The organism is Chryseobacterium camelliae, from assembly GCF_002770595.1.
GTDB classification, from domain to species: domain Bacteria; phylum Bacteroidota; class Bacteroidia; order Flavobacteriales; family Weeksellaceae; genus Chryseobacterium; species Chryseobacterium camelliae.
In genome coordinates, this window is sequence record NZ_CP022986.1 from 1,156,628 (window position 1) to 1,179,229 (window position 22,602).

Sequence of the window (22,602 nt, forward strand, 5' to 3'; positions counted from 1 at the left end):
GATAATCTCACAACTGTAGGGATTGGAATATGTTGGAAGAATTTGGAAGCTTACATTATATGGAAGAATGTAATTGGTTATTATTATTTAATGCTTCTTTTGAAAGGTTTAAAGGATTCGAATAATCAGTGGATCTTTTCAATAGATTTATTTAATCAGGTCCTTCAGAGCAGCCTCCATATCCGGATAAGCAAAACTGAACCCGCTGTGCAACAGTTTTTCAGGATAGACATTCCGGCTTTTCAGCAGAAGTTCGGTTTCAGTCCGTAGAAAGAAAGAAGCGATTTTCAGTTGCCATACCGCAGCATTAAGTCCGAATGGCATCTTCATCCGCTTCCTGAGCTTATTCATCATTTCCGCATTGGTCAGCGGCTGTGGTGCAGTAACATTGATCACTCCTGAGATTTCTGCATGATCAATGATCCATTCCAAAGCCCTGCAGAAATCACCGATGTGGATCCAACTCACTTTTTGTCTGCCACTGCCTTGCCTTCCGCCAAGGAAAAGTTTCGTAACGGCTTTCAGTTTCGGAAATGCGCCTCCGCTGTTGCCCATCACAATGGAAGTCCGTAAAGCCACTTTCCGGATTTCCGAGTTTTCTGCCCTGAAAAATTCAGCTTCCCAGCTTTTGCAGATGTTCATTGAAAAATCATCCCCGATGATGCCGTTGGCTTCTGTATTCAGATGCTGTTCCGAATGGTCATAAATCGTTGCCGAACTGGCATTCAGCCATATTTTGGGGGGATGGGCGCATTGGTCGACAGCCTGTTGTAAAACCCTTGTACTGTCAATCCTTGAAGTATAAATCTCCTGTCTGTTCTTTTCGGTGTACCGGCAGTCGACGGACTTCCCGGTAAGGTTGATCAGCACATCCGCTCCCTCAAGATAGTCTTTCCAGTCTCCCAGGGTGCGGGCATCCCAATAGATTTCATGTTCCTGTCCAGGCTGACGGGTCAGAATGAATACGCGATGTCCTCTTGATGTAAAAAACTTTTTCAGGCGGTCTCCAAGGAATCCTGTTCCGCCGGCAATGATGATTTTCATGATGTGTTGTATTGTATTCATGTACAATGTATTAATGTATCGGTAGGTTCAATTGATGGATTTAGATCAAAGGTAAAGAATGGATCAATGTTGTTGATCTTATTAGAGATCTATTCATTACTGACCCATGATTAATCAAGCCGGATCCGCTAGGCGACATATTTTTTGACTTTCACTTCCACCGCCGAACCTTCTGCGAGCATGACGGAGATAGGCTGTTGCTGGCCGAGGCAGGCAAAGTCAGTTCCGTACATCTTCTGGAAATCGAGGTCCAGTTGATGGTCTTTCACCGGGTACCAGTCCCACTTCGGATGGCAGACCTCATATTCCGAAGTCCTGTTTTTCATTTTGGTAAAGCCGTAATAATGTTCGGTAATAAATTCAAACTCCGAGTCTGAGTCCATTGGTAGTGCCCTGTTTTCAGCAATCACTTCCATAGAATGCCAGCTTTTGAGGAAATTCATATTTTGTGTATTAATGTATTTACGTATTAATGTATAATGTATAATGTATAATGTTTAATGTATAAATTTATAGTGCTTTAACATTAATCTATAATCTATAATAATTTTCAGGGTTTGTCACGTGCTTTCGGCACATTGCTTCAGATAGCGGTTCCTGTCCTCCAGAAGATTTTTCAGATAACGGGTCAGATAAAGTGCATTGAATGCCTTGCCGATGATTCCGAAAGGGGATTCAAATTCAAAAATATCCGTCATCACGGTTGCTTTTCCTTCAGTCCTGAATATATGTTGATGGTGCATGGACCGGAAAGCGCCCTGGATCATGATATCGGTGAATTCATAGGGCCTTTTCATACTGATGATTTTTGAAGTGAGTGTCTGCTGTATGCCCAGATGCCGTGCTTTCCAGGTAACTGTCTCACCGGTTTCAATCAATCCTGATGTCCGTCCGGCGATAGCTATTTCTTCCGTATCCGACATTGAGCTGCGATGGACATCAATATTCCTTGCCAGCTCAAATACGGTATGGATATCAGCATTGATCTTTGTTTTGAGGGTAACGACAGGCATCGCTTTTAATGATTATGATTATGTTTCAACATTTCATTTTCTTTTACATTCCGGTAATCCCGATAGCAGATCAGGTAATAAGCGATGGCAAGCACCGGTGTACCGAAGATGCCAAACGCAAACATACCATACATAAAACCGACTATTGAATCCTGGAGTTTTAAAACGCAGGCAACGATGAGGATCAGGAACAGCAGCATAAAAGCCATGCTGATCCTGTGATAGATTTTGAATGCATTGGATTGAACATATTCTTTGTTAAAACATCTTTTGGTAGAACTTATGATGTGTGCCAGGGCTATCACAAAATACACCATAACCGATGCGGCTGAATGCAATACGGCGATATCTATGACGAGAATAATAATAAAAGTCAGGATAAGGTACAACTGGATATTGAAATCCAAAACAATAAAATTTTTCATAGCACAATGTTTCTAAGATTGGTTTTAATACCGGCAGGGATTTAAAAATTCAGGAAATCCCCGCGGGTTCTTTCGTTCTGAAGTTTGAATGTAACGTACATCCAGATTTTAAAAAGTATATTTTTCATTTTTACGGATTGGTTTTATGGGAAGCATGTCTGCGGCCTTTGAGGAATAACAGAAGGTTCAGGAACATCATGATGCCGAGGTAAATGGAAAACTTGCCGATCTTTTCGCTCAGGCTGACCACCAGGCTTTCTACGGTTTCAATACGGTACAGTTCGATGATGCAGAGCGCAAAGCCGATATTCAGAAGGTAAAAGCCGATTTTAAACAGGGAATTGGTCGCCATTGCAATGTCCTGCTTCTGGTGGAAAATATCCATCATGAATGTTTTGGAGTTTTTAAAAAGAAACTGGGATACGGTAACGGTAAGGATGAGCACTACCGGAAGGTAAATCATGTACGCTGAAAAGTTGTACGTTGCGGGGGTTAAGATGGTTGCTGTCATGATCATTTATTTTAGGATTATTTTTTTTCTTAAAAAATACAGGGCAAACAGGTTGATATAATGCAGGACACAGAGGATGAGCACCATATTCCCGATGCGTACCGCCGTCACGGAAAGCAGCTGTTCCGCAGAAGCTATCGGTGTCCAGGCAGTCAGGCTGATGGCAATATACCCGAGATTGATCAGGTAATAGCAACCCAACAGGATCCTGTTGATGGTTAGGCAAAGTTCCGGATCATGGATCAGATAGTTCAGGTAATAGGTTCCGGCATGGTAACATCTTCTTCCCACATCCACCGTGATGTATGAGCTCACCGCAAGGAATATGACGTATGAGACAATATTGAACATCTTATAAATATTATACTTTCAATAATTTTTGAAAATTAAAATGAAATAAAAAAGGATCGATATCCTTTCTATTTCAACAGGTTGGTAATTTTACCTACCAACCAGTGGTCGTCGCTCTTGATGGCCAGATCCATGATGTTGTTGATCTTTCCGGTTACGGAGCTGAAATCCTCCATCAGCCGGATAAACTCTTTAGCTTCATCGGAATCTTTGTCATCGATATTCTTCAGCTCTTCAAGGAAACCGATCACCGGTTCTATTTCCCTTTTCCTACGTTCTTTGGTAATCTGCTTGAACAGGAACCAGATGTCTTTCTCTGCCACAAAATACTCTTTCCGGTCGCCTTTTACAAATTCCTTGCGTACGATTCCCCAGTCCATGAGGGCCCGCAGGTTCATATTGGCATTTCCCCTTGAAATTTCCAGCTGCTCCATTACCTCATCGGTAGAAAGCGGCTTTACTGAAGATATCAGAAGGGCATGCACCTGAGCCATCGTCCGGTTGATCCCCCAGTTGGTCGCAAAGGTTCCCCAGGTCTGAATATATTTTTCTTTGGCTTCTGAAAGTTTCATTGTCTTCTTTTTCTTTTTGAACGTTAATCCAGCCATTCCAAGGCCGGTATCAGCTTCAATTCCTGTTACAAATATAATTATATTTTTTGAACTTTCAATAATTTTTGAAAATAAATTATGCTTTTTTTTATTTCCTTAAACAGTCCGGGCGGCTATAAACTTTTACCGATCATTGCATCCAGAACGGAGATATTCAGATCCCCGGAATACAATATGACGCCTTGTTTATCAATAAGAATGATTTGCGGGAACGCGGAAACCCCGTAGTTTTTATTAACCGATGCATCACCATTCAAAGTATCATAGCTGACTTTATGCCTGTCCACAAACTGATGGATAGCCTGTTGGCTGTCCGTCGTATTGATGGCCAGCACCTTTAAGCCTGAAACTCCGTAGCGGGTATTCAATGTATTGAGTTCAGGAACGGCTTTAATACAGTAACTGCAGTTCCTGATCCAGAATTCAAGCAAAACAGGATGCCCCCGGAACTGCTGTAAACTCACTTTTTCTCCGGTCTCATTGTGTACCAAGGTGAAATCAGGAGCGACCTGCCCCGTATCAATCAGTTTTACCGATTCTTTTTTTTTTCCTTATATTCTTTCAGATATGTTGAGTAATACCAGCTGTTTTCTTTAGGCTCTGCGGGATTAAGAACCATATGAGAAAAGTCTGTCCGGTTAACATCCCTGCTTCCTCTTTTAAGCTGGATATAGCTTACCGGCAGAAAACTTTTCCTGTCAATGATTATTTTATGGTAAAACGTTATCTTTTCTGTGGTTAGCTTAAATCTTTTCCCAAGGTAATCCGGATACCGGTCCTGGGTTTGGAAATTCAAAAGATAGTACTGTTTCTTACCGATCAAAGTATCCTTAACCTGCTTTACCATGCTTTGGTCACTGATAACAGCCGGCAAAATATTCCTGATCGTAATGATTGAGTTGTACAGTGCGGACAGACCTTCAAAATCTGCAAGCACAACTTTATTTTTAATGTGAATAGTCCTGTCTTCTTCAGATGTTTCGAAAAGCTCGGTATTGTTAAATACAGAAAGCCCTGTTTCATCTCTATACTGATACCGGAATCCTGCAAGGTCATTATCTTTGCTGAAATCTACATACATTTCACCTTCCGATTTGCTGTGATAATCCTCCGCAGGATACGTAAATTCTCTTGTATAATGATAGGCAATTGTTTTTACGGATTGTAGTTTTCCTGAAAGTTTCCTGAAGATATTCAGCTCATTTTCAGGGGTACCGGCACTAATCTCTGTGCTTATTACTACGAATAACAATAGTGTGAGCCTGAATGGATAACAGAAGTTTTTCATGATCTATTTTTACTGCACCTAAAAATACACAAATTTGCTTCCCGGCGGATAAAAATGTGAAATTCAGATTTCCTGATGATGAAACGAATACAATTCCTTAGGCGTAAAAAAGCTGCCTCCTTCCGGAGGCAGCTCAACCACTACTTCTGAATTCCCCTGTACGCATCTACAAGTCTTATCAATTCCGATCTGTAGCCTTCATCATCTCTGTTTTTACCTTCCCGGGCCAATGCCCCGACCGCTTTGAGGTCTTTCTCTTTAATCAGCTGAGAATCCCTGAGGATCAGCCCGAACCATGCTACGGCAGAGGCGAACCTGAAATCGGGACCCGACTGTTCTATGGTTACCGGCACATTCTTCACCACCTTCACGATTTCGCTGCTCTGGTCACCTTCCGGCTTTTTGTATCGGAATTTGATGGTGGCCAGTTCATTGCCGAAGTTCAGTTTTTTCGGAGGTGCCGAATACTTCAGCGTGTTTTCTTTAGGAAGGAATTCCGAATGGGCATCGGCCGGAATTACCTCATAAAGGGCAGTTATCGTATGCCCGCTTCCCAGTTCGCCGGCATCAATAGCATCATTGGTAAAGTCTTCGTTCCTCAGCTTCCGGTTTTCATACCCGATCAGCCGGTAGGATTTGACGAATTTAGGATTGAACTCGATCTGGATCTTCACATCTTTGGCTATCGCATACATGCTTCCGGCAAACTCTTTTCCGAGGAATTTATTGGCTTCCTGAAGGTTATCGATGTAGGCATAATTCCCGTTGCCTTTGTCAGCAAGGGTTTCCAGGCGGTTGTCCTTGTAATTCCCCATTCCGAAACCGAGGCAGGTCAGGAAAATCCCTGTCTTTCTTTTTCCTTCGATGAGTTGTTCAAGACCCTTTTCTGTGGAAACGCCTACGTTGAAATCTCCGTCCGTAGCCAGTACTACCCTGTTGTTCCCGCCTTTGATGAAGTTTTCCCCGGCCAGCTTATATGCCAGTTCTATGCCTTCGCCGCCGGCTGTACTTCCGCCGGCCTGAAGCTTGTCCAACGCCATTAGGATGGTTTCCTTGTCTTTTGCAGAAGTCGGGGGAAGCACAACGCCGGCACTTCCGGCATATACCACGATGCCTACCTTATCCTGAGGCCTGAGCTGGTCGAGCAAAACCCTGAAAGAGGATTTCAGCAACGGAAGCTTATTCTCATCACTCATGGAACCGGAAACGTCGATGAGGAACGTAATATTGGAAGCCGGAAGGTTATCAAGCGGTACTTTTTTACCCTGAAGCCCGATTTTCAGCAGTTTGCTGCCTGGGTTCCATGGTGCATCGCTGTATTCAGTACTGATGGAAAAAGGAGCTTTTCCTTCAGGCTGGGGATAATCATATTTAAAATAATTGATCATTTCTTCAATCCTTACCGCATCCCTATCTACAGGAGATCCGTAATTGATCATCCTCCGGATATTGGAATAGGAAGCATTGTCCACATCAATGGAAAAAGTGGACAGCGGCTGGTTTATCGTGAGCTCAAACGGATTCTCTACCCATCTATTGTATTCTTCATCATTGACCTCCGGCTGGATTCTGACCGGATTTTTTCCTTTCTGTTTTACGGCCGTCTTTTTAATATAAGCCTTATTGGGTGAGGCACTGATCTTCAGCCCGCGTGCATATCCCATAACGGCTGACTCATTAACTGATATCTCAGAAGCCGTTACCATCTTGGGCTTAGGGCAGCCATTGTATTCCGGCATTCCGGGAACAGTCGGACAGGCATCATCTTTATCCAGGATACCGTCGCCATCAGTATCGGGCCACGGACAACCGTTATTCTCAGGCGGACCGGCAACAGCAGGGCATGCATCGTCCTTATCAATGATTCCGTCACCATCGGTATCCGGCCATGGGCAGCCGTTGTTTTCCGGAGGGCCGGGCTGTTCCGGGCACTGGTCGTCTTTATTCGGGACACCATCCTGGTCGTGATCCTTCCGGAGGCTCAGAACTGGTTTACCGTCTGTTGAAGGAGTTGTTTTTGTTTTGCAGCTGATCATAAAGGCCAGTACGGCAAGGGTTATACAGATTTTTTTCATTGTAGTTAGGTTTAATTATGGGGTTAAATATGGGCAAAGGATATCCTGCTCTCCGCCAGGGAAAGCTTATTCTGAAGCAATGATTGGGTTAGGCTGAAAGAAGTCTTATCTGTTTTCCGAAGAATCTTTTTTCAATGCTTTCCTGACCTTTTGTACTGCTCCGGAGAAGAATTTTTTGGTTTCCGTGATGACTATTCCGCGCGAAGCTTTTTTACCATACATCGATATGGCTTTCTTACCTGTAAGAACGGTAACGGATCTGATATTTCCGGCATTTAGTGTCCTGAACCTTTCGATTCCGGCCGTTTCATCATCAATGACATACAGGCAGTCTTCCGCTGAAAATGCAGGATCTGAACCCTGAATGGTAAGCGTACCCCCCTGCGCAGCCGGAGCTACCCTGATGCTGATGCCGGGAGATAAGATCTGTACGAAAGCCGGCTTATCCGGGTCTTGCGTGATGCTTTCTGATGAAGAAGGCGCAGCATCTGCAAGGGAAGCTTTACGGGAAATTCCATGTTCTGAACCTGAAAGATTATTAAAACCGGAGGTCGCAACTTTAGCTTTCATCTTCTGCCCCACAGCTTCGTCACCTGCCGTGCGCTCTTTTTCATACGCTTGCTGATCTTTCTCATTTACAGCCATAGATTGCCGGAACTTATGGTCATTATTCTCAAGCTGTACAGCCGATTCAGCAGATGTATATCCAGCTTCGTTTTGTACCACCGGTCCTGAAAGAGGCGATGGAACGATCCCATCCCTGGTTATTGTATTTCCGGAAGCCCTGCCCGTATTTTTTTCCCGGACCGCTGCCGGAACCTCAACATCTGCCGGCAGGCTATTTTGGGAGCCTGGTACTTCGATTTTTGAAGGCTGAGATGGGGTTTGAGCCACTACCGTTTTTGCCTGCTGATTATCTGCCTGGTTTTCACCGGTCAGGAAAAAGATCCCGCTTCCGATGATTATGCTTGCTGCAATCCCGTACGGAATCCATGACGGCACTTTTTTAGGTGCCGGATGCAGGTGCTGATCCAGCTGCCTGTCCACTTTGTCCCAGACTTTTTCAAAACCCGGAAAAGTGACTGGTTCCCCGGAAGCTTTGGAAGCTTCACTGAATGCAGTATCGATATCGTTTTGGTTGTCCATTGTTGTAAAAGTTTAAATGTTCCTGCTGGTTAAAAGTTCCTGCAATTTTTTCCTGGCAAAATTCAGCTGTGATTTGGAAGTCCCTTCGCTGATGGAGAGCATGGCGGCAATTTCTTTATGGGGATAGCCCTCGATCGCAAAAAGGTTGAAGATGGCCCTGCACCCTTCGGGAAGGAAATGCAACAGTCCGAGGATGTCTTTCTCAAAAGAGGCTTCTTCATAAGATTCGTCAGCAATCATAAGGTTGTCTTCCAGGGAAACATGGAGCTTTTTATTGGCCCTGAGTTTCTGTAAGCATTCGTTCACCGTAATTTTTTTTGCCCAGGCCTCAAAGGTTTCCAGATCCTGAAGCTGGTTCATTTTCGTGAATATTTTAAAAAACGTATCGGCAAGGACTTCTTCGATATCTTCATCGCTTTTAAGATACCGCCTGCAGACTGCATACAGTTTTCCTGCAAGTTTTTCATAGACCTGCCGCTGCGCATTCCGGCTGTTGCGCCGGCATTCCATCAGGAGTTCTTTATCCATACATCGGGGCTTATACTACTATAGATGCAGGTAGTTTCAGAAAGGTTGGAAACATGGCTGACTTTTTTTCAAAATAACGAAAAAAAACAACATCCGGGCCTCTCATATTGAGGATGGGCATTTAAATCCAACCTGAACACATTTAACTTTACCGGCTGTAACGAATCTCAGATACGAACGACTATTCATAATATAATTTTTACAGTAATGAAAAACACTAAATTTATCTCATTACTTTTTGTTTTGTCTGCAGGAAGTATGATGTTTGCGCAGGATGACCTGATCAACAAGCTGAAAAGCAACCAATCCCAGAATGCCAATTTCCAGTTTACCACCCTTAAGGATGTAGGGGCCACGTCGGTGAAGAACCAAGGTTCGTCGGGAACGTGCTGGAGCTATTCCGGGAATTCGTTCCTGGAATCTGAAATGCAGCGTATGGGCAAAAAGCCGGTGGACCTGGCAGAAATATTTACGGCAAGGAATTCTTACCACGACAAAGCAAAATTGTACGTCCTGAACAGCGGAGCCATCAACTGGGGCGACGGCGGGGAACTGCACGATGTCATCAATATGTATAAAAAATACGGTGCCGTACCTCAGGAAGCGTATAGCGGACTGAAAGCCGGGCAGACCACCAACAATTTCTCGGAGATGCAGTCAAAACTGAAGCCGGTCCTGGACAGCCTCGTTCAGGCTTCACAAAAAGGCAGGCTTACCGACAACTGGATGTCCTCCGTAGATGCTGTACTGGATGAATACCTGGGAAAAGTCCCTGCTAATTTTACATACGAAGGAAAATCCTATACCCCAAAAACCTTTGCGAAGGAAGTGGTAGGCATCAACCCTGAAGATTATGTTGAATTATCATCTTATAAGGATTACCCATATTTCCAGAAATTCGTAGTGCCGATCCCGGATAACTGGAGCCACGATTCCGACTGGAACGTGCCGATGAAAGACCTGACGGCTATTGTAGACAATGCCGTTAAAAAAGGATATTCCGTAGGCTGGGCAACCGATGTTTCCGAACCGTATTTCTCTTATAAAAACGGCGTTGCCTACGTTCCGGATGTCAACCTGGACCAAACGATGACCCCGGAAATGAAAAAGGAACTGTTCACAGAGCCTAAAGCAGACAAAACCATTACGGAAGACATGCGCCAGAAAGCCCTTAACGACCTTTCCACTACCGATGACCACGGAATGCATATCGTTGGCCTTGCAAAAGACCAGACCGGAAAGGAATATTATATGGTTAAAAATTCCTGGGGGGTAACCAATGATTTCAAAGGCTATATCTATGTGACCAAACCGTATGTGGAATATAAATCAACTGCTATCCTTGTCCACAAAAATGCAATTCCGAAAAATATCCTGAAACAGCTGAAGCCTAATACCGGCATCGGTCTGTAATCCTGAACATTCAGTACCATTTTAATATATTTAACTGTAAAATCCCCGCTACGTAACCGTAAGCGGGGATTTTCAATAAAATGAATAGATAGGTAAATTATGCTAATATAAAGTTGACATGCTTGCCGGTGAAAAATCCGACAGTTCTTCCATTCTGCCTTCTTTCACCTTCTGCACCCATTCCGGATCCTGTAATAAAGCTCTTCCCACGGCTACCAGGTCAAAGTCGCCTCTTTCCAGCCTGCGGGTCAGTTCAGACAGATCAGTGGTACCGGTACCTTCGCCGGCAAATGCAGCCATGAAATCTCCTTCCAGTCCTACCGAGCCCACGGTAATGGTCGGCTGTCCGGTAATCTTTTTAGCCCAGCCTGCGAAATTCAGGTCGGAACCTTCAAATTCAGCTTCCCAGAAGCGGCGTTGTGAACAGTGGAAGATATCTACACCGGCTTCTTTCAGTGGCAGCAGCCACTCTTCCATTTCTTCAGGAGTCTGAGCCAGCTTTACGGAATAATCCTGCTGTTTCCATTGGGACAACCGGATAATAATGGTAAAGTCCTCTCCTACCGCAGCCCGGATTGCTTTTACGATGTCTACGGCAAAGCGGCTTCTTTCTTTTAAAGTTTTCCCTCCGTATTCGTCGGTCCTGGTATTGGTTACCTCCCAGAAAAACTGGTCAATCAGGTATCCGTGTGCTCCATGGATTTCCAGGCAGTCGAAGCCGAGGTCCTTCGCAGACTTGGCTGAAACTGCAAATTGTGCAATGGTATCCCGGATGTCTTCCAACGTCATATCCGATGCTTTTTCCATCGGTACTGACGGGTAATCATCTGAACTTCTCGTATCGCCCACATGCCAGATCTGCGGGCCCATTTTACCACCGTTGGCATGAACGGAATCAATGACATTCTGCCATCCATCCAGCGCTTCGGTTCCGTAAAAATCAGGGATATTCTGCATATTCTTTGAAGCCGGCCTGTTGATGACCGTCCCTTCTGAAATGATCAGGCCTACGCCTGCGGTAGCCCTTCTGGAATAGTAGTCGGCGATCTGCTGTGTCGGAACACCGTTATCTGACTGTGCCCTGGTCATAGGAGCCATAACGATCCTGTTTTCAAGGGATAAATTTTTATAATGAAAAGGTTTGAATAATGATTCTGTACTCATTGGTAATACGCTCTGTTTTGTAATTGTTACACAAAGTAACTAATAATAGTTCTTATTTGTATCTCATATATCAAAAAAACTGGTAACTTTGCAGTAACCGATGATAGTAACATTGAAGTAACGGTGAAGATATGCACATGATTGTTTGCCCGGCCAACTCAAAAGCCCTTTCCTATGAAAAAGAATGAATTAATGGAATACAGCTGCCCTTTAGGCAAAGCCATGTCGGCATTAGGCAGCAAATGGAAACCGATTATCGTGCTGGTGATCAAAGACCGGAAATTACGTTTCGGAGAGCTTGCGGTACGGATCCAGGTGATTTCACGAAAGGTGCTCACCGACCAGCTCCGGGAAATGGAAGCCGACGGACTGGTGATCCGGGAGGAATTCAAAGAGCTGCCACCTAGAGTGGAATATTCTTTAACGGAGAAAGGGCTTGCCCTGCTGCCGATCCTGTACCTGCTGGAAGAATGGGAGCAGAAATACCAGGTTAAAGGAAAAGATGATGGTAAGAGCTGTAATGTTTTGAACAGTCCGGAGGTGACAAGTATGCTTTAGCATAAATATCCTGGCTTTAAATTACCTAGCTCTTATTTCAAAAAAAACCGCTTCCCATAGAAAGCGGTTCAAAATTTATCTAATTTTCCTTAAAATATCGCAGGATATTTCTGAGGATTGGTTTCATTAAACATGGCGTAGATCCTTTCTACCATATCATCTGCCGATGGCTTGCTGAAATAATCTCCGTCACTTGCATACGCCGGCCTGTGGTCGTTGGCAGCGATCGTTAACGGATCGGAATCCAGATATCGGAAAGCTTTTTGTTTCTCCAGGATCTGTTGCAGGATGAATGCTGAAGTTCCGCCTTCCACATCTTCATCAATAACCACCAATCGGTTGGTTTTCTTCACGCTTTCAGCAGTCTCATGGGATAAGTCGAAAGGAATCAATGACTGAACATCGATTACTTCTGCAGAAATACCAAGTTTTTCAAGTTCTTTAGCTGCTTCCATAACGATTCTCCAGGTAGAGCCATACGTTACCAGAGTAACATCGCTTCCTTCTTTAGTTACTTCAATCTGACCCACCGGAACAGTGAATTCCCCTATATTATCCGGTTGCTTTTCTTTCAAACGGTAACCGTTCAGGCATTCAACAATTACTGCCGGCTCATCAGCCTGAAGCATGGTATTGTAGAACCCGGCAGCTTTGGTCAGGTTCCTCGGTACCAGCACTAAAATTCCTTTGGAAAGGTTTAATATTCCGGCCATCGGAGATCCGGAATGCCAGATGCCTTCCAGGCGGTGTCCCCTGGTCCTGATGATCAACGGTGCTTTCTGGCCCCCTTTCGTCCTGTACTGAACGGTAGCCAGGTCATCGCTCATTCCCTGCAGGCAATAAAGGATATAATCTAAATACTGGATTTCTGCAATCGGCCTTAAACCTCTCATTGCCATTCCGATTCCCTGTCCGAGGATGGTTGCCTCGCGGATTCCGGTATCGGCAACACGCAGTTCACCGTATTTTTCCTGCATTCCTTCCAGTCCCTGGTTTACGTCACCGATGTTTCCGGCATCTTCCCCGAAGACAAGGGTTTGAGGATATTTTTCAAAAATTTTATCGAAGTTGTTTCTTACCACTACCCTGCCGTCAACGTCTTCAGAGCTGTCCGAATACACGGGCTTAACCTCTTTAACATTCGTGGCCTTCCACTCAGACTGGGAGTATAAATGGGAAGAATAATTGTCTTTTTCTGTTTCGAATACTTCGTAGTATTTCTGCATCAGCTGATTTCTCTCTGCAGAATTGGTTCCCCTGGTTGCCAGCAAAGCCTTTCTCGCCAGATGGAATACGTCTTTCTTAGCTTTGGATACCAGTTTGCTGAACTGGCTGACATAGCCTTCGATCTCCGTATTCTGTGTTTTAAGGTTTTCCACTAAAGGCAATACAGCCTGCGTCAGCTCCCGGATAGCATTCTGGTAGTTTTCCCAGGCGGCTTTCTGACCTGCTTTTACCATCTTTTTGGCCTCTTCATCAATCGCATCCAGCTCTTCAGCAGAAGCGATGATCTCTTCTTTGCCGTCGATTTCAATGGAATAGTTGGAAATCCATTCCCTGAATTTTACCAAACCGTCAAACGAGGCTTCCCAGGCCAGCCTTTCTTCATTTTTATATCGTTCGTGGGATCCTGAGGTAGAATGTCCCTGAGGCTGGGTAACTTCAATCACGTGCACCACTACCGGAACGCTTTCCATCCTGGCAAACTGTTCTGCCCTTGCGTAGGCATCCAGCAGTGCCGGATAATCCCAGGCTTTTACCTGGATGATCTCACAACCCTGGAATTCGCCTTCTTTTCTCTGGAAACCGCTCAGCATCTCAGCGATATCCGCTTTTGCCCTCTGCTTCATGGTAGGAACGGAAATCCCGTACCCGTCATCCCAGATCGATACGATCATCGGCACCTGAAGTGCACACGCTGCATTCAGGGTTTCCCAGAAATGGCCTTCCGCAGTGGAAGCATCACCAATGGTCCCGAAAGCCACTTCATTACCACCGTTTGAAAATTTTTCCGAACCTTCAAAAGTTACGCTTTTATATATTTTGGAAGCCTGTGCCAATCCCAGTAATCTCGGCATCTGCCCGGCTGTAGGTGAAATATCTGATGAGATATTTTTTTGGGCCGTCAGGTCTTTCCAGCTGCCGTCCTCATTAAGGCTCCGGGTAGCAAAATGCCCGTTCATCTGTCTTCCGGCAGAAGCGGGTTCTCTTTCCACGCTTGTATCTGCATACAATTGTGCAAAGAAGCTTTCTACCGTTAAAGCATCTACAGCCAATGCAAAGGTCTGATCCCGGTAATATCCGGAACGGAAATCCCCGTTTCTGAATACTTTTGCCATTGCCAGCTGGGGAAGCTCTTTACCATCCCCGAAAATTCCGAATTTAGCTTTCCCTGTCAGCACTTCCCTTCTTCCCAGATATGACATTTCACGGGAAATCCTTCCCAATTTATAGTCTTCAAGTATCTGATTTTTAAAGTCCTGAAAAGAAATCTGCTGTGTTTCAATATAGGTTGTCTGCATAGCCCAATATAAAATTTTTACGTTCCTGAAGTATTTTGCTAATATACACTTTTTAAATTAATTTTAATTTTTAATAATCTTTTTTAAAAATTTGATAATAAGGAAAATTGTGCTTTATTTTGAAAAAAATTGTACGCCGTGGAAAAGAAATCGCCGCACATCCTCAATGCTTCCAGTAACCTGCTCGGCTTTTCACTGGTCATTATTACCTCGCTTAAGATCAGCAAAATAAGCCAGACGACCCATCTGGATGAGTTTGCCGGCATTGCATGCCTGTTTTTTGCCTTCAGCTGCTTTTTTTCGTTTCTTTCGATCCGTACTGCAAAGGAAATCCGGAACATCCAGTTTGAAAAAATTGCAGATTATTTATTTTTAATTGCGTTATTATGCATCGTATTATCAGTTCTGATCCTGATCATAAAAATAATGTAATCAATTTACATAATCCTTAAAAATAACACACTTTACCAACAATACCGGCAATAAAAAAACCGGAACAATGAGTCCGGTTATATGCAGGTTAAAATTTTCTTTCAATGACGTAATCAAGCATGCTGTGCAGGGATTTCCTGGCCTCCGAATCCGGGAACTCATTGAGGATATCCTTCGCTTTCTGCTGAAAATCCTTCATTACCGTAATGGCATAATCCAATCCGCCTGAACTCTTGACAAAAGCAATCAGTTCCTTGACTCTTTTCTGGTCGTTATTGTACCGCTTGATTGTTGTAAAGAAGTATTTCTTATTTTTCTCATCCGCTTTTTCAAGGGTGTGGATCAGCGGAAGGGTCATTTTCTGTTCCTTAATATCGATCCCTACAGGCTTTCCGATGACATTGGAACTCAGGTAGTCAAATAAATCATCTTTAATCTGGAATGCCATCCCGGTATAGGTTCCGAAATCCATCATTTTTTTAGCCAAAGCTTCATCCGCACCATTGGACAATACTCCGATTTCACAACAGGCCGCAATCAAAGTGGCCGTTTTCTGGCGGATGATCTCATAATAGACGTCTTCTGTAATATCGAGTTTCCTGGCTTTTTCCAGCTGAAGCAGCTCACCTTCAGACATTTCACGAATGGTACGGGAAATCACGCTCAGCAGATCATAATCCTTGTGGTCTGTAGACAGTAAAACAGATTTGGATAATAAATAATCGCCTACTAGAACGGCAATTTTATTTTTCCATAAGGCATTGATGGAAAAAAAATTACGCCTCTTGAAACTCTCATCCACCACATCATCATGAACCAGGGTCGCCGTGTGGATCAGTTCGATCATAGAAGCACCACGGTAGGTTTTCTCATTCACTTCACCGATCAGCTTGGCACACAGAAATACAAACATAGGACGCATCTGCTTCCCTTTGGTGGTTACAATAAAACGGGTGACTTTATCGAGCAACGGAACTTTGCTTTGCATGGACTCATAAAACTTCTGCTCGAAAAGTTTCATTTCATCATTGATCGGTCGCTTGATTTCTTCTACAATATTGGCCACAATCGGTGAATAATGGGTAAAGAGTTATTAATTCACAAAGATAATTTTTTTCATTCAATTTAAAGAGAAAATTAATCTTTAAGCTTTTCTTTCGGAATGAAGTACAAACTCTGTGCTGCATGGGTTACGGAAACTTTGAATTTTTCACCGGAAATATAAATCCCGGTCCCGTCTACGGCAATACCTTCAATCTGCCCGATGGATAAAGCACTTCCCAGATAATATTTCTGAGGAGCTTCACTGAAAAATACGCCGGGCTCTGTCTCTTTAAAAACCTCCAGGAAAACCTCCGTTTTCTTGGTATAGCCAATCAGGTACAGCCTATGCTCAAAGTAAGCGGCATCGGTTACCATAAACCCTGTTTTGAATGACTCCTTTTTCTTTGCTTCCTGTACCCCGGGAACCTCCGGATCGATCTCATAACGGGAGGTTGCTTTCGAGCTCCATTCCTTCGTGAAAATATGCAGTTTACCGTTAAGGTAAATCATAGCTTCGGCATCAAAATCCGTTTGGCCGTAGTCCGGCACAAATTCCTTCTGTTGAGGATAATAAAACCGAATGGTTTCAGGGACATCCGTGTTCAGATTTCCTTCACTGAACGGAACCTTATAAACGGTGAGGTCCTTTCTGGTCCCTGCATTATTGCCGAAGTCGCCGATGTAGAAATTCCTGCCGTCATTAGCCAGCGCTTCCCAGTCTTTATTCTCCGCCTGTACAGGCAATTTGCGGATGATGTTTCCTGAAGTCCGGTCAACCTGATAAATATCCGGTGTATTGCCGCTGTCATTAAAGGTGTACAGTTGCCCGTTCATGAGGTCAAGCCCTGAACTTTCCTTAAGCTGCTCATCCAGATGGCTTACCCTGTATTTCCTGATCTTCAGGAAATCTGTTTTTTGTGCAGAGACCTGGAGATGGATCAGCAACAGGAAAACCGGAATCATCTTTTTCATTCTGTAAATGTAAAACTTTATTCAGAAACAGTGCAATGCCGCTGTGGTTACCATCCGTTTTTCATAAAGGCAAAAAACTTCTCTTTATTGGACCTGGAAACAGGAATGTGGCTATTATCTGCCATATGGACCATGCCTTCTTTTGAATAACTCGCAATGTAATTGATATTGACGAGGTGGGACTGATGCACCCTGAAAAATAAGGGGGCCGACAGAAGTTCTTCATAATACTTCAGTGACTTGGATACCATGATCTTTTTCTGGTCCGTAAGAAAAAACAGCGTATAGGAGCCGGAAGATTCGCAACGGATGATATTTTCTATTTTCACTACATGCATCGCTTCCTGAGTAGGAATGATGATGGTATTCTGGATTTTGTTGGTCCGCTCCGCAAGCTGCTTGAGCTGAATGTCCTGCATAAAATTCTCTCTTTCTGAAATGCGTTTTACAGCCCGTTTAAGTTCTGTAAGATCCACAGGCTTAAGCAGGTAATCGATCGCATTGAATTTGAATGCCCGTATGGCATGGGATTCATAGGCTGTGGTAAATATCAGGTGGAAATTCTTATGCTGTATCCGTTCCAGCACATCGAAACCACTGCCATTATTAAGCATGACATCCATAAAAATCAAATCCGGCTGCTGATCATCAATCATGCTGACGGCCTGCTGAACTTCACCGGCATACCCTGTTATTTCAACAGTATCCGGTGCAACGGATTGCAGCATGATAGACAAGCCTTTCTGCAGATGATGCTCATCTTCAACAATAATGGTTTTATACATAATTTAAGAATAAATAGGAATTATGATGGTAGCCGTACATCCCCCTTCTTCATTTTCCTGGATCCTGAATCCTGCATGGGAATTTTCCGTGGACATAACGGAAAGCCTTTCGTAGGTTATGGTATTGGCCAGGGAGGTATGGCTGTTCTGGTTTTTGCGCCGTTTGGATTCAGTCAGCCCGATGCCGTTATCCGTAACAGAGCAGATGATCACGCGCTTTTGATCATCCTGCCTGAAGCAAAGGATTAGACGGCCGGTCCGCTCAGACATAGCCGGCTTCAGACCATGTTCCACAGCATTTTCAATGGAGGGCTGTATCAGCATGGAGGGGATAAGCGACTGAACCTGTACATTTTTATCACAATGTATTTCATAATCGAATGCATCATTAAAACGCACTCTTTGCAATTCAATATAATCTTTCAGGGTAAGGATTTCGTCTTCGAGCGTAATAAACTCATTACGGGAATGTTCCAGGACCTGACGGGTAAGCCGCGCAAACTTACCGAGATAAGACACTGCATTGTTCTGATCATTCTGCAGAATCATTCCCTGGATATTCCCAAGGGCATTAAAGATAAAATGGGGGTCCATCTGGGACTGCAGCAGCCTTCTTTCGAGGGAGAGCTTTTCCGTAAGGCTTTCAAGGCTCTCCTTTTCAAGCAGCTTCAGCTTAAGCTCGCTGTTGGCCTGTTGCTGCCGCAGGTGATCTTCTGTTTTCCGGAAATACTGCCTCCTGTAGTAGAAAAAAAGATAGAGAAGGATCAGGACGACCAGTAAAATTCCCGCAATGGCAAATCCCAGGAAGGTGTTTTTTTTCTGAAGCCTGTTTTCCTTTTGCAGCTGGAGGATCTGGCCTTTCTTTTTTTCTGTCTCAAACTTAAAATCCGCATACTGAATCATCTTTTGTGCCTTATCGTTATACTCTGCCTTGAAATAGGGAATAAAGAGCGTATCATAATGATAATACGATTTAAAATCACCCCTCTTTGCAGACAGGTTTTTCAGGCTCCGGTAAAAATCTGACATCAGATCATTATCCTTATAAGGCAGTTTGGCCGCTTCAGCCAATCCCCTGTTATAGAACTCTTCTGCATCATCATACCTGCCCTTTTTCTGATAATACTCACCCTGAAGGCCCATCAGATTCCGGTAGATGGATTTCATTTTATATTTCCTGGATGTATCTATCGCTTTCTGGATATGGTAGAAAAAGATCTCTTCCGGCACAGAATCAGGACTGTTAAGTTCAAGGTTGGCCAGGTTCAGATAGGCGATGGCAATATTGCTTTTAATCGTAATCCGGCTTTCATGAGCCTCTGCCATTTTTATGGTTTCCATGTAATAGGATACCGCCTGCTGCCAGTATTGATGATCAGCCTTGAACAGCTCGAAAAGATAACTGCCCACAGCAAGCCTTGCGTGGAGAATATTGTCAGGATCGGCGCTTAATCCGGCATACCTAAGGGCTTCATAAGAATATTTTCTGCATTTAACCATATCGTGTGGTGAAAACAGATAAGATACATCTGAAAGGATCCTTGCACAAACCCCGTATTCCTTAAGGCGGTCAAACAGACGGTAGGCCGTCAGGAAATAGTTCAGCGCATCTCCTTCCGTAGAATTGTCAATATAGGTATTCAGGTAGCCCATAACCATATTGGCATAGGCCAGTGCACGATGATCTCTGGTATAGCTGGCTGTATCATAAGACATTTCCGAATAATGCCTGAATCTGTCCAGGTCAGAATAACGCCTGTAGGCCAATGCGGTCAGAGCATAATTTATTGCCTCATCCTTTCTGCTGTCCTGCTCTTTTGCCAGGACAGCCGCCCTTTCCAGTACGCGAAAACACTGTGTGCTATCCTTGAAACGCAGGTCATATCCCTTCCAGGACATGTTTTCAACTGCCGATCTTTTCTGAGCGACAGCAAAACATGCTAAAAAACAGCATACCAGCAATACTAAAGGTCTGTATGCTTTTCTTCCCGGAACTGCTGCAAAATATTTCATGTGAAAATATAATTTCCTGGCAAATGTAGCTAATTTACAACTACTTTATGAATAAATTTAAGCTACACTACATAAGTCTGATGGATCAATATAAGATAATACACATTTGCCTTCCGGAAGAATAACAACCCATATTTACCATTGACCAACCAAAAACCGCCAATTAAAAAATAAAGCTTTTTAATTTTTAACTAAAATATGTAATTTAGTGTAAAATAGTATTATGAATTACCTGATGCCTAAAGCAAAAATGATCGCAGCTGCTGTTTTTATATCGGCCCTACCCAATATGTACCTTGCACAGGAAGCAGCAGAAACTTCCAAGAAAATTGAATTCACCATCAGTACGGGAAGCAAGACACTGTCCACTCCCCTGAGGTCAGCTTCCATGCAATATTATCCATCCATGGGAATGCAGGAACCTAAAGCCCAGGCTGGCTCCAAAACGGAAACAAAGCCGGCACAGTATTTTTATATTACTATGGAAACTGAAAAACTCAGCCCTGACTTTCTGAAACTGCTCAACCAAAGCAGAGCTAATTTTGCAGCCACCATAAAAATTGCAGGCCCGTCCGGCAACAAGCCTGAAAGGCTTATCCAATGCCAGGAAGCATCCCTGGATACGATGAGTGAACAATATACCGGTGACTATGACAGTTCTATGATCAGTTTTACCTGCCGGAGACTGAGTGTTGACGGAATACAAATGAATTAAATTATGGAACAGCAATTTCGTTATTTTATCAAAGAAGGAAATACGTATCATCTTAAGAAACAATACGGCTTTTCAGGAATTATTATTGTGGGCCTTGCTATTGTTGCGATTATAGGGTTTACGGCGCACATTCCTGCCCTGGGATGGATTGCAGGCATCTTTTCCCTGCTCTGCCTGGTGTCGGTAATGAATGAAAAAGTGGTCATAGATATGAATTCACGGCAAATGCTGGTCAAGAAAGGCCTTGTGAAACCCGCTGCCGCAATCCCTCTGGACTCCGATCTCAGTTTTGAAATCTCACGTCTGATCTACATCTTTATCCCGGTCAATACGGCACTTAATCTATGGTACCGGTCCGGTGGAAAGGAACATGCCGTGATGATTTCGCAGGGGTTCTCTAAAAAAGCAATGCAGGAGCTCCTGAATGAAATTGAAGCAATTACCAGATAATGTTGATGTCTGTACGAAAAAAATATGCTGTTTCCGAAACCCGGGAACAGCTGAGTTTCTTTCCTGACCGGCCATTGGTCAAAAAGTACCTTTGGCTGCTTTCCTGTACGGTGGCAGCCATCATTGGTGTATGCATTTTTTACACGCAGCTGAATGAAGGCATCCGTATTCTTGCGTGCATATTCCTGACTTATTTTTTAATCACAAGCATTTATACGCTCGTACACCGTTGCAGCATCTGCATCATTTTTGACAAGCAACAGAAAACAGTCCTGCGGAAAACCCGGTTTTTTAAGCCGGGAAAACTGATGCACTTCAATGAAGCGGTGATCATTATCAAGCGGGATACGGGTACAGTACATTATGCATTGGGGGCCAAAAAAACTGAGCTGGTAAAAAATTACCGCATCAGTGAGGATTTCAGTACGTTCAGTACAGAATCAAAGGCTCACCAACTTTACAAAGCTGAAATTTTAAATGCTGTGGGCAACCTTATAGGAAAAGAGAATCCCTGAGATACGATCAGGCTGATTTTTTATTGAGAGCATGTTTCTTCGCCGCCTTTCTGGCCAGGTACTCCTTCTGAAACTGCCGTACCGTTTTTCCGGTTCCGTCATGCCGCCATCCTGGTGAATTGAAAATATAATTGATCCGGTCTGAAAACTTCAGTCCGGGCTGCCTGATGTCTTTCCAGATTTTCCTCCATTCGTACAGGAGGACCGTATCCGGCCTGTTATCCGGCATTTTTGGATAGATGCCATACTTTATGGGAACATTCGGATCTTCTTTCTCAAAAGTCCCGAACATCTTATCCCAGATGATCAGGCACATGCCCATATTCCGGTCCAGGTACTTGATGTTGCACGCATGATGTACCCTGTGATGAGAGGGAGTCACCAGAATATATTCCAGGATTCCCATGCTTTTTACAGCCTGTGTGTGTACCCATGTCCCATATACCTGCCCTATGGCGTATACCACCATGATATGCCAAGGATTGAACCCGAGGAATGCCAGCGGCGAAAAGTACAGGTATCTGTATAACGGCTGAAGCACCGGGCTTCTGAATCCTGTGGTCAGGTTGAAGAATTCCGAGCTGTGATGGGTAATATGGACCGCCCAGAATGCCCTGGAATGATGGTCAATATAATGGAGCACATAATACGCAAAATCGGTTACGACAAAGCAGATCAGCCAATACCAGACATTGAATTCCCAGGAAAAAAACCTGTGGTTGAAAAAGAAGAACATAACGCCCATGGCGAAGGCTTTCATGATAAAGTCCAGCCCGAAATTCAGCAGGGCAAGATAAACATTGGTTGCCACATCTTTGCCATTGTAGAGCTTAGCTTCCGAAACATGACTGTAAATCATTTCGGCAAGAATAACGGTCGCGTGAATGGGAATAGACCAGGAATAAATATGTTCCAATCCGTCTTCCCCCCAAAAGTAATCCATCATCTCATGCAGATTTTATCCTGCAAAGGTATGATTTTAAGATTCTTTTAAGAAAAGTTTCGG

Annotated in this window: 25 protein-coding genes; 6 read left to right on the top strand and 19 right to left on the bottom strand. The window is 43.8% G+C overall.

The genetic code is table 11. From position 1 onward, the window contains the following. Positions 1–147: 147 nt before the first annotated feature. The 12 genes from CGB83_RS05195 to CGB83_RS05250 form a co-directional block, all read right to left on the bottom strand. Positions 148–1,065, bottom strand: a complete 918-nt coding sequence (locus CGB83_RS05195) for a TIGR01777 family oxidoreductase (protein WP_228420119.1) — start codon at positions 1,063–1,065, stop codon at positions 148–150. 128 nt (positions 1,066–1,193) lie between these two features. Continuing rightward, positions 1,194–1,508 carry a DUF2071 domain-containing protein gene (locus tag CGB83_RS05200; RefSeq protein WP_100074853.1) on the bottom strand — a complete coding sequence of 105 codons (315 nt, stop codon included), beginning with the start codon at positions 1,506–1,508 and terminating at the stop codon, positions 1,194–1,196. 117 nt (positions 1,509–1,625) lie between these two features. After that, positions 1,626–2,078 (bottom strand): SRPBCC family protein, encoded by a 453-nt coding sequence (locus tag CGB83_RS05205; protein ID WP_100074854.1) that lies wholly within the window; start codon positions 2,076–2,078, stop codon positions 1,626–1,628. 5 nt (positions 2,079–2,083) lie between these two features. Continuing rightward, positions 2,084–2,503, bottom strand: coding sequence for a hypothetical protein (locus CGB83_RS05210; RefSeq protein WP_100074855.1), 420 nt, complete (start codon positions 2,501–2,503; stop codon positions 2,084–2,086). Between the two features lie 130 nt (positions 2,504–2,633). Further along, a complete protein-coding gene (locus tag CGB83_RS05215) occupies positions 2,634–3,014 on the bottom strand; it encodes a hypothetical protein (protein ID WP_100077502.1) in 381 nt (126 codons plus the stop codon). A 6-nt stretch (positions 3,015–3,020) separates the two neighbouring features. Then, entirely contained in the window at positions 3,021–3,365 is a 345-nt protein-coding gene (locus tag CGB83_RS05220; RefSeq protein ID WP_100074856.1) for a hypothetical protein, read from the bottom strand. Positions 3,366–3,433: 68 nt separating this feature from the next. Continuing rightward, positions 3,434–3,937, bottom strand: coding sequence for a GbsR/MarR family transcriptional regulator (locus CGB83_RS05225; RefSeq protein ID WP_100077503.1), 504 nt, complete (start codon positions 3,935–3,937; stop codon positions 3,434–3,436). Positions 3,938–4,089: 152 nt separating this feature from the next. Further along, positions 4,090–4,503: a TlpA family protein disulfide reductase gene (locus CGB83_RS05230; RefSeq protein WP_100074857.1), complete on the bottom strand. Its 414-nt coding sequence runs from the start codon at positions 4,501–4,503 to the stop codon at positions 4,090–4,092. Between the two features lie 2 nt (positions 4,504–4,505). Beyond that, positions 4,506–5,264, bottom strand: coding sequence for a hypothetical protein (locus CGB83_RS05235; RefSeq protein ID WP_100074858.1), 759 nt, complete (start codon positions 5,262–5,264; stop codon positions 4,506–4,508). A 140-nt stretch (positions 5,265–5,404) separates the two neighbouring features. Continuing rightward, complete coding sequence (locus CGB83_RS05240; RefSeq protein ID WP_100074859.1) at positions 5,405–7,339, bottom strand: vWA domain-containing protein; 1,935 nt, start codon at positions 7,337–7,339, stop codon at positions 5,405–5,407. Positions 7,340–7,444: 105 nt separating this feature from the next. Beyond that, a complete protein-coding gene (locus CGB83_RS05245) occupies positions 7,445–8,485 on the bottom strand; it encodes a hypothetical protein (RefSeq protein ID WP_100074860.1) in 1,041 nt (346 codons plus the stop codon). A gap of 12 nt (positions 8,486–8,497) precedes the next feature. After that, entirely contained in the window at positions 8,498–9,013 is a 516-nt protein-coding gene (locus CGB83_RS05250; protein WP_100074861.1) for an RNA polymerase sigma factor, read from the bottom strand. A gap of 207 nt (positions 9,014–9,220) precedes the next feature. Here CGB83_RS05250 and CGB83_RS05255 point away from each other — a divergent pair, with 207 nt between their 5' ends. Next, entirely contained in the window at positions 9,221–10,426 is a 1,206-nt protein-coding gene (locus CGB83_RS05255) for a C1 family peptidase (protein ID WP_100074862.1), read from the top strand. A gap of 102 nt (positions 10,427–10,528) precedes the next feature. Here CGB83_RS05255 and CGB83_RS05260 read toward each other — a convergent pair whose 3' ends face one another. Then, complete coding sequence (locus CGB83_RS05260) at positions 10,529–11,590, bottom strand: NADH:flavin oxidoreductase (RefSeq protein WP_100074863.1); 1,062 nt, start codon at positions 11,588–11,590, stop codon at positions 10,529–10,531. Between the two features lie 174 nt (positions 11,591–11,764). Here CGB83_RS05260 and CGB83_RS05265 point away from each other — a divergent pair, with 174 nt between their 5' ends. Then, entirely contained in the window at positions 11,765–12,148 is a 384-nt protein-coding gene (locus CGB83_RS05265; protein WP_100074864.1) for a winged helix-turn-helix transcriptional regulator, read from the top strand. Between the two features lie 89 nt (positions 12,149–12,237). Here CGB83_RS05265 and CGB83_RS05270 read toward each other — a convergent pair whose 3' ends face one another. After that, on the bottom strand, positions 12,238–14,670 hold the full coding sequence (locus CGB83_RS05270; RefSeq protein ID WP_100074865.1) for an alpha-ketoacid dehydrogenase subunit alpha/beta: 2,433 nt from the start codon (positions 14,668–14,670) through the stop codon (positions 12,238–12,240). 138 nt (positions 14,671–14,808) lie between these two features. Here CGB83_RS05270 and CGB83_RS05275 point away from each other — a divergent pair, with 138 nt between their 5' ends. Beyond that, on the top strand, positions 14,809–15,102 hold the full coding sequence (locus CGB83_RS05275; RefSeq protein ID WP_100077504.1) for a hypothetical protein: 294 nt from the start codon (positions 14,809–14,811) through the stop codon (positions 15,100–15,102). Between the two features lie 88 nt (positions 15,103–15,190). Here the strand turns inward: CGB83_RS05275 and CGB83_RS05280 are convergent, their stop codons facing one another. The 4 genes from CGB83_RS05280 to CGB83_RS05295 all read right to left on the bottom strand — a co-directional run bounded on the left by CGB83_RS05280 (position 15,191) and on the right by CGB83_RS05295 (position 19,916). Further along, complete coding sequence (locus CGB83_RS05280) at positions 15,191–16,168, bottom strand: polyprenyl synthetase family protein (protein WP_100074866.1); 978 nt, start codon at positions 16,166–16,168, stop codon at positions 15,191–15,193. Between the two features lie 71 nt (positions 16,169–16,239). Next, positions 16,240–17,118 (bottom strand): hypothetical protein, encoded by an 879-nt coding sequence (locus CGB83_RS05285; protein ID WP_100074867.1) that lies wholly within the window; start codon positions 17,116–17,118, stop codon positions 16,240–16,242. Positions 17,119–17,165: 47 nt separating this feature from the next. Beyond that, positions 17,166–17,903, bottom strand: a complete 738-nt coding sequence (locus tag CGB83_RS05290; protein ID WP_100074868.1) for a LytR/AlgR family response regulator transcription factor — start codon at positions 17,901–17,903, stop codon at positions 17,166–17,168. 3 nt (positions 17,904–17,906) lie between these two features. Next, on the bottom strand, positions 17,907–19,916 hold the full coding sequence (locus CGB83_RS05295) for a sensor histidine kinase (RefSeq protein ID WP_100074869.1): 2,010 nt from the start codon (positions 19,914–19,916) through the stop codon (positions 17,907–17,909). A gap of 223 nt (positions 19,917–20,139) precedes the next feature. Here CGB83_RS05295 and CGB83_RS05300 point away from each other — a divergent pair, with 223 nt between their 5' ends. The 3 genes from CGB83_RS05300 to CGB83_RS05310 are packed head-to-tail and all read left to right on the top strand — an operon-like array spanning position 20,140 to position 21,596. Then, on the top strand, positions 20,140–20,631 hold the full coding sequence (locus CGB83_RS05300) for a hypothetical protein (RefSeq protein ID WP_100074870.1): 492 nt from the start codon (positions 20,140–20,142) through the stop codon (positions 20,629–20,631). Positions 20,632–20,634: 3 nt separating this feature from the next. Further along, on the top strand, positions 20,635–21,081 hold the full coding sequence (locus CGB83_RS05305) for a hypothetical protein (RefSeq protein ID WP_100074871.1): 447 nt from the start codon (positions 20,635–20,637) through the stop codon (positions 21,079–21,081). A gap of 5 nt (positions 21,082–21,086) precedes the next feature. Then, positions 21,087–21,596 carry a hypothetical protein gene (locus CGB83_RS05310; RefSeq protein ID WP_157761347.1) on the top strand — a complete coding sequence of 170 codons (510 nt, stop codon included), beginning with the start codon at positions 21,087–21,089 and terminating at the stop codon, positions 21,594–21,596. Between the two features lie 7 nt (positions 21,597–21,603). On the opposite strand, the gene CGB83_RS05315 is transcribed toward CGB83_RS05310, so the two are convergent. Further along, the gene (locus tag CGB83_RS05315) at positions 21,604–22,542 is read right to left on the bottom strand and encodes a sterol desaturase family protein (protein WP_100074873.1); all 939 of its coding nucleotides are present in this window, start codon (positions 22,540–22,542) and stop codon (positions 21,604–21,606) included. Positions 22,543–22,602: the final 60 nt, after the last annotated feature.

Coding starts and splice junctions, on each gene's coding strand:
- CGB83_RS05235 (WP_100074858.1), bottom strand. CDS start 5,264: ATGAAAAACTTCTGTTATCCATTCAGGCTCACACTATTGTTATTCGTA.
- CGB83_RS05240 (WP_100074859.1), bottom strand. CDS start 7,339: ATGAAAAAAATCTGTATAACCCTTGCCGTACTGGCCTTTATGATCAGC.
- CGB83_RS05255 (WP_100074862.1), top strand. CDS start 9,221: ATGAAAAACACTAAATTTATCTCATTACTTTTTGTTTTGTCTGCAGGA.
- CGB83_RS05195 (WP_228420119.1), bottom strand. CDS start 1,065: ATGAATACAATACAACACATCATGAAAATCATCATTGCCGGCGGAACA.
- CGB83_RS05250 (WP_100074861.1), bottom strand. CDS start 9,013: ATGGATAAAGAACTCCTGATGGAATGCCGGCGCAACAGCCGGAATGCG.
- CGB83_RS05305 (WP_100074871.1), top strand. CDS start 20,635: ATGGAACAGCAATTTCGTTATTTTATCAAAGAAGGAAATACGTATCAT.
- CGB83_RS05300 (WP_100074870.1), top strand. CDS start 20,140: ATGAATTACCTGATGCCTAAAGCAAAAATGATCGCAGCTGCTGTTTTT.
- CGB83_RS05310 (WP_157761347.1), top strand. CDS start 21,087: ATGTCTGTACGAAAAAAATATGCTGTTTCCGAAACCCGGGAACAGCTG.
- CGB83_RS05295 (WP_100074869.1), bottom strand. CDS start 19,916: ATGAAATATTTTGCAGCAGTTCCGGGAAGAAAAGCATACAGACCTTTA.
- CGB83_RS05225 (WP_100077503.1), bottom strand. CDS start 3,937: ATGAAACTTTCAGAAGCCAAAGAAAAATATATTCAGACCTGGGGAACC.
- CGB83_RS05200 (WP_100074853.1), bottom strand. CDS start 1,508: ATGAATTTCCTCAAAAGCTGGCATTCTATGGAAGTGATTGCTGAAAAC.
- CGB83_RS05260 (WP_100074863.1), bottom strand. CDS start 11,590: ATGAGTACAGAATCATTATTCAAACCTTTTCATTATAAAAATTTATCC.
- CGB83_RS05215 (WP_100077502.1), bottom strand. CDS start 3,014: ATGACAGCAACCATCTTAACCCCCGCAACGTACAACTTTTCAGCGTAC.
- CGB83_RS05205 (WP_100074854.1), bottom strand. CDS start 2,078: ATGCCTGTCGTTACCCTCAAAACAAAGATCAATGCTGATATCCATACC.
- CGB83_RS05285 (WP_100074867.1), bottom strand. CDS start 17,118: ATGAAAAAGATGATTCCGGTTTTCCTGTTGCTGATCCATCTCCAGGTC.
- CGB83_RS05315 (WP_100074873.1), bottom strand. CDS start 22,542: ATGATGGATTACTTTTGGGGGGAAGACGGATTGGAACATATTTATTCC.
- CGB83_RS05290 (WP_100074868.1), bottom strand. CDS start 17,903: ATGTATAAAACCATTATTGTTGAAGATGAGCATCATCTGCAGAAAGGC.
- CGB83_RS05210 (WP_100074855.1), bottom strand. CDS start 2,503: ATGAAAAATTTTATTGTTTTGGATTTCAATATCCAGTTGTACCTTATC.
- CGB83_RS05220 (WP_100074856.1), bottom strand. CDS start 3,365: ATGTTCAATATTGTCTCATACGTCATATTCCTTGCGGTGAGCTCATAC.
- CGB83_RS05265 (WP_100074864.1), top strand. CDS start 11,765: ATGAAAAAGAATGAATTAATGGAATACAGCTGCCCTTTAGGCAAAGCC.
- CGB83_RS05245 (WP_100074860.1), bottom strand. CDS start 8,485: ATGGACAACCAAAACGATATCGATACTGCATTCAGTGAAGCTTCCAAA.
- CGB83_RS05270 (WP_100074865.1), bottom strand. CDS start 14,670: ATGCAGACAACCTATATTGAAACACAGCAGATTTCTTTTCAGGACTTT.